We start from the raw sequence: 5826 nt of genomic DNA on the forward strand, positions 1-5826 counted from the left end.
ACGGCGTGGCGGGTCGCGCGGTGGGGCAGCGGGCGCTGCGCGACGCCCTGCTGGACCACGTCGCGGTGGTGGTCACCCCGGACGACGCTCCGGCCAGCCCCGTGGAGGTGCCGCAACGGCTGGTCCAGGGGCTGGTCCGGATGGGCTTCCTCGGCGCCGGCGAGGTCCAGGTGCGGGTCGCCGGCCGTTGGGTCGGCCTGGTGGGACCATACGGAGCGGCCTGGTCGCGGAAGGTCGCCGAACTCAGCTTGACGCCCACAATCGGTCGTCCGAACGGTTGACCCCCGGTCGTTCTTCCGGTTTGGTGCATCCGTTGGGGGGATGCCCTAACCCGGCTGTCCGGGTACCGTCCATCCTCGGATCCAACGCACCGTAGGCGACTGGATCCGCTGGGGAGTGAGGTGCGCGAGCGATGCCGTGGTGGTCATGGCGCCCAGGTCCCGCCGCCGGCGGCGATCCGGAAACTCGAAGCGGGATCACAGTGGATGACAGCGTCCGGTGCGGTCCACCGGTGCCCCGCCAGCCCGGGGACGACGCCGCCGTTGAGCGGCCGGTGACCCCCGACATGCCGGCGACCGTCGGTCCGGTCACCCTCAACCGGGTCTGCGACGCGCTCGACCTGCTCGACGTGCGCTACCTGGCCGACGGCGACGGGAACCTGCTGGCCATGTGGGAGCGGCACGCGGTCCTGGTGACGCTCGAAGGCCCGGACGACGAGATCCTGGTGATGCGGGCCCGGCCGCATGCGACCGTGCCGCCCGACTGGGCGGACCGCGCCTACCGGGTGGTCAACGAGTGGAACCACACCCGCCGGTTCTGCAAGGCGTACATCGGCGACCCGACCGAGCGCGGCCAGCTCCCGATCTACGCGGAGCTCCAGGTCCCGCTCGGTGCCGGCGCCCACGACGCCCTGCTGGTCGAGATGCTCGACTGCGGTGCCGCGGTGGCCACCACCTTCGTCGACTGGCTGCACGACGAGGGTGCCCTGCTCTGAGCCCGCCGCCCGGGGCCGTCAGGCCCCGGCGGCCGGGTCCTCCACCACGTTGACCATGAAGTACGCGGCCCGCTCGAGGTAGTCCCAGAGCGCGCCGGCGAGCTCCGGTGGCAGGTTCAACCGGTCCACCGCACGCCGCATGTGGTGCAGCCAGGCGTCCCGCTCGGCCGCTCCGATCCGGAACGGCGCGTGCCGCATCCGCAGTCGAGGGTGGCCGCGCTGGTCCGAGTAGGTGTGCGGGCCGCCCCAGTACTGCATGAGGAAGAGGGTCAGCCGGTCGGCCGCCGGGCCGAGATCCTCCTCCGGGTACATGGGCCGCAGCAGCGGGTCGGTGGCGACGCCGGCGTAGAACTCGTCCACCAGCTTGCGGAAGGCGGGCTCGCCGCCGATCGCCTCGAAGAGGGTCATCGACTCGCCTGGGGAAGTCACGGTTACATCCTGCCAGGTGCGGTCTGGGGCCGACTCCCGCCCACCGGCCCGGTGCGGGTCAGGTCACCGCGTGCCGGCGCCGGTTCCGGTCCCCGGACCGCTCCCCGGCGGTCGTCGGGGCGGCGCCGCGGCTCGCCGCGTCGGGCCGTCGCCCGCTCGGCACCACCGCCGGCTCGCGCCGCCGGGCGGCGTCGACCGCCGCCTCCACCGTCTCCCGACGGGGCCAGGCGAGCGCCGCCCCGAGCATCAGCACGACGCCGGCGGCGCTCCACACGCCGACCACCAGCGGGATGGCGAACCGGTCGGCGAGTGCCCCGGTCGCCAGCACGGCCGCACCCTGGATGATCTGCGTTCCGCTCGCCATCACGCCGAACGCCCGGGCTCGGTAGCCGTCGGGCAGGGCGCGGACGAAGAGGCCGTTCGCCACCGGCAGCAGCCCCGCGGCGGCGAAGCCGCACGCCGCCGCGAGGAGCGCCACCACGAGGGGCGGCGGGTCGAGCAGCGCGGGGACCAGCACCGCCGGGCCGAGCACCGCCAGCGGGCGCATCAGCGCCAGCCGGCGGGCCGGGCCGACCAGCCGGCCCACCACCAACCCGCCGAGCACGTAGCCGACCGGGTTGGCGGCCATGATGATGGCCTGGGCGGGGCCGCTGCCGAGACTGCCGCCGCGCTCGGCGGCCCAGGCCGCCGCGAGGCCCTCCGGCACGATGGAGAAGAGCATCGCGCTGAACACCAGCACGGCGATCGCCCGCAGGACCGGCTGGCCGAAGACGATCCGGAAGCCCTGGCCGGTCTCCCGGAGCAGGTGACTGCGGTGCGCGGCGGTCATCGCGGGCGGCCGGTCCCGCATGCCGAACCGGACCAGCGCGGCCGACGCCGCGAAGGTGACCGCGTTGATCAGCAGGGCGGCGGCCGGACTGACCGCGGCGATCGCGGCGCCCAGCAGGTAACCGACGACCTGGGCGGCCTGGCCGGCACTCGTCATCACGGAGAGGCCGACGACGAGCCGGTCGCCGTGCAGGATCTGCGGGGAGACCGCGGAGCGCGCCGCCTGACTCGGCGGATTGGCCAGCGTGGCGGCGAAGAGCAGGGCGAGGATCGCCCAGGGCGGTATCCCGGGCACCGCCACCAGCAGCATCAGTGCCATCCGGACCAGGTCGCACGCGACCATGACCTCGCGGTAGCGGTGCCGTTCGGCCAGCGCGGCGAGCAGCGGGCCACCGATCAACCAGGGCAGGTAGCTGGCCGCGAACGCGACCGCGGAGAGCGCGACCGATTCGGTCTGCCGGTAGACCAGCACCGTGACGGCCGCCTTGGCGATGTAGTCGCCGACCCAGGAGAGGGCGTTGGCCGCGAAGAGGGCGCGGAACTCGGCCTGGCCGAAAACGTCGCGAAAAGTGGCCGGGCCCTCCGGGGCGGGTCGCTCGTCGGACACCGTCGCCTCCATCGTCCTCGGTGCGGCCACTCGTGATGGCCCTACCGGGGACCGTCGTCAGATCTACGGATCAGCGAGGACACGAGCACGCCCCCAGGGGGAACGTGTGCACCGGATTCTGCCCGATCGTCTGAGAGCTGGCTAGGGCGAACGGATTGATCGTCGCATCTCCGACTGAACGAACGGACGATACCCGAGGGGCCGCGCGGCGCGCGACCCCCCGAAATCGACCGACACGGTGGCTACCGTCAGGTCGCGCCGCCGGTGCCCGTCTCGCCCGGTACCGGGACGCGGGTCGGCACCCCCGGATAGAGCCGGGCCGCCGCGATCCGCGCCGTGATGCCCGAATTCTCCAGCGCCTCGGCCAGCCGGCGGCGCAGCTCGCGGCCGACCGCGAACTGCCCGTCCGCGGTCGTCTTGACCACCGTACGGATCACCGCCCCGTCCACCGTGATCTGTTCGACGCCGAGCACCTCCGGCTCCTCCACGATCCTGGGTGCCAGCTCCGGGTCCATCGCCACCGACGCCGCGGCCGTACGCAGCACCGCGGTGGCCTCCTCCGTGGAGGCGAAGCCGATCGGCAGGTCGACCACCACCAGGGCCCAGCCCTGGCTCTTGTTGCCGACCCGGATGATCTCGCCGTTGCGGATGTACCAGAGCACGCCGCGCCCGTCCCGGACCGTGGTGACCCGCAGGCCCACCGCCTCCACCACGCCGGTCGCCTCGCCCAGGTCGACGGTGTCGCCGACGCCGTACTGGTCCTCGATCAACATGAACAGGCCGGCGATCAGGTCCTTCACCAGGCTCTGCGCGCCGAAGCCGAGGGCCACGCCGGCGATCCCGGCGCTGGCCAGCAGCGGCGCCAGGTCGAAACTGAACTCCTTGAGCACCATCAGCAGGGCGATGCCGAAGACGAACGCGGTCACCATGCTGCGCAGCACCGAGCCGATCGCCTCGGCGCGCTGCCGGCGGCGCTCGGGCACGAACTGCTCCGGTTCCAGCGAGGCGCTCGGGATCCGCTCCCGCAGCGGTCGCAGCAGGGTGGGCACGGCGCCCTCGGTGGTGGTCCGGATGAGCCGGTTGATCGTCCGGTGCAGTGCCCAGCGCGCGACCATCGCCAGCAGCACGATCAGGATGATCCGCAGCGGCTTGAGCAGGATCCAGTAGCTGCCCTCGGCGAACCAGGTCGACCCGGTCATGTCGTAGATGTTCTTGCAGAGGGGGTCGGTCCGGCAGTCGATCGACGGGGTCGGACTCGAACTGGGGCTCGGTTCGGGTGCGGCGGCCAGGGCGCGCAGCATCAGGTTGGCGGCACTCACCCTGCTTTCGTACCGCACGGTCGCTGGGAGCCGGCTGCTGACCCACCGCCGCACCACGGACCGGTCCGGCCCGTGATCATCGCGACCGAACCGGTGATCATGCCACAGCCGGAAAAAGCTTCACGAGGTACCCAGGATTAGTACGTGCAATCCGGGGCGCGATCAGGGACGATTGGCGCAACGGACGTCGGTGATCCCGGCCGGCGTCGGTGTCGTTGCCCGCTGCCCGCGGGGCGGGCGCCGGCGCGGCAGCGGCGGGAGCAGCTGGACCGGGAGGGTGAGCACGATGCCTGACATACGACCCACGGTGGGCTCCGGTGCACTGGTTCTCAACGCCACCTACGAGCCGCTGTGTGTCGTGTCGGTGCGTCGCGCCGCGATTCTCGTGCTCTCCGCGAAGGCCGTCTGTGTCGCCGACGGTGACGGCATCCTGCACAGCGCGCGCAACGCGCTCCCGGTCCCCTCGGTGGTCCGGCTGACCCGCTACGTCCGGGTGCCGTACCGGACCCACGTCGGGCTCTCCCGCCGGGCGATCTTCGCCCGGGACGGCTGGCGCTGCGCCTACTGCCGGGGGCCGGCCGAGACCATCGATCACGTCTTCCCGCGCAGCCGGGGCGGGCGGCACGCCTGGGAGAACGTGGTGGCGGCCTGCGCCCGGTGCAACCACACCAAGGGCGACAAGACCCCGGCCGAGTTGGGCTGGCGGCTGCACATCATGCCGGCCGCCCCGAAGGGCACGGCGTGGCGGGTGCTCGGCCACCGGGCCCCGGACCCGCGCTGGGCGGACTGGCTCGACCTGCGCGAACCCGAGCCCGAGGCGGCCTGACGCCGGTTCATCCGGTGCGCGCCTCCACCAGTTGGGCGTAGACCACCAGGTTGTCCGCGTACCCGGTCTCGCCGCCCACCCACCGGCCGCCGCAGGTGATCAGGCGCAGGTTCGGCCGGCTGAAGTCGCCGAAGATCTCGTCCACCGGGAGCTTCTCCTTGCCGTACCGCTGCACCGAGGTGACCTCGAAGATCGCCACCGAGTGGTCCTCCCGGGTGATCTCGACCCGGTCGCCGTCGTCGAGCTTCCGGAGATCGTGGAAGACGGCCGGGCCCGTGGTGGTGTCGACATGGCCGACGATCACCGCCGGGCCGTACTGCCCCGGGGTCGGCCCCCGGTCGTACCAGCCGGCCTCGCCCGCCCGGGCGAGTTCGGGCACCGCGATGGTCCCGTCGGACGCCAGCCCGACCCGGTGCACCGGCGCCCGCAGGCCGAGCTTGCCGATCGAGATGTCCGTCGGCGCGCTCGCGGCCAGCACCGGAAACTTCTTCGGCGGGGTCCGCAGCCCGGCGAAGAGCTGGTCGGGCAGCACACTGACCCCGGTCACCCGTTCCACCCCGAGCATGGCCATGATCAGCACCATCAGCGTCGCGACCACCAGCACCGGGGCGCCGGGGCCGCGCTGGACGGCGTAGCGCCAGCGGCCGGCGGCCGTGGTGGGCCGGGCGGCGACGGGGCGGGCCGGCGGGTCGGCGATGGTGACGCTCGCGGTGCAGGCGTGCCCGGCGACGTGGGTGAACCGGCGGGCCGCGGAGGCCACCAGCCGGAGCGTGGTGCGGAGCCGGGTGCCGGCCGAACCACCCGCCCGGGGCGGGCCGGCTCT

General features: G+C 73.3%; 6 protein-coding genes and 1 pseudogene. 3 read left to right on the forward strand and 4 right to left on the reverse strand.

Features of this window, described 5'->3' with window-relative positions; genetic code table 11:
* Nucleotides 1–281 (forward strand): annotated as a pseudogene (locus ACWEVO_RS28055) (hypothetical protein); the annotation flags it as partial.
* A gap of 131 nt (nt 282–412) precedes the next feature.
* Nucleotides 413–994 carry a YbjN domain-containing protein gene (locus ACWEVO_RS28060; RefSeq protein WP_452310495.1) on the forward strand — a complete coding sequence of 194 codons (582 nt, stop codon included), beginning with the start codon at nt 413–415 and terminating at the stop codon, nt 992–994.
* Nucleotides 995–1012: 18 nt separating this feature from the next.
* Here the strand turns inward: ACWEVO_RS28060 and ACWEVO_RS28065 are convergent, their stop codons facing one another.
* From ACWEVO_RS28065 to ACWEVO_RS28075, 3 genes are all read right to left on the reverse strand, one after another.
* Nucleotides 1013–1402, reverse strand: coding sequence for a globin (locus tag ACWEVO_RS28065; protein WP_452310500.1), 390 nt, complete (start codon nt 1400–1402; stop codon nt 1013–1015).
* A gap of 79 nt (nt 1403–1481) precedes the next feature.
* Nucleotides 1482–2870, reverse strand: a complete 1389-nt coding sequence (locus tag ACWEVO_RS28070; protein WP_452310496.1) for an MFS transporter — start codon at nt 2868–2870, stop codon at nt 1482–1484.
* A 236-nt stretch (nt 2871–3106) separates the two neighbouring features.
* Nucleotides 3107–4195 (reverse strand): mechanosensitive ion channel family protein, encoded by a 1089-nt coding sequence (locus ACWEVO_RS28075; protein ID WP_452310497.1) that lies wholly within the window; start codon nt 4193–4195, stop codon nt 3107–3109.
* 268 nt (nt 4196–4463) lie between these two features.
* Between ACWEVO_RS28075 and ACWEVO_RS28080 the strand changes: the two genes are divergently transcribed.
* Entirely contained in the window at nt 4464–5003 is a 540-nt protein-coding gene (locus ACWEVO_RS28080; RefSeq protein ID WP_452310498.1) for an HNH endonuclease, read from the forward strand.
* Between the two features lie 7 nt (nt 5004–5010).
* Here the strand turns inward: ACWEVO_RS28080 and ACWEVO_RS28085 are convergent.
* The coding region (locus tag ACWEVO_RS28085; protein WP_452310499.1) for a class F sortase at nt 5011–5826 on the reverse strand (816 nt) is incomplete at its 5' end.

It is taken from the genome of Micromonospora sp. NPDC003776 (genome assembly GCF_053605645.1).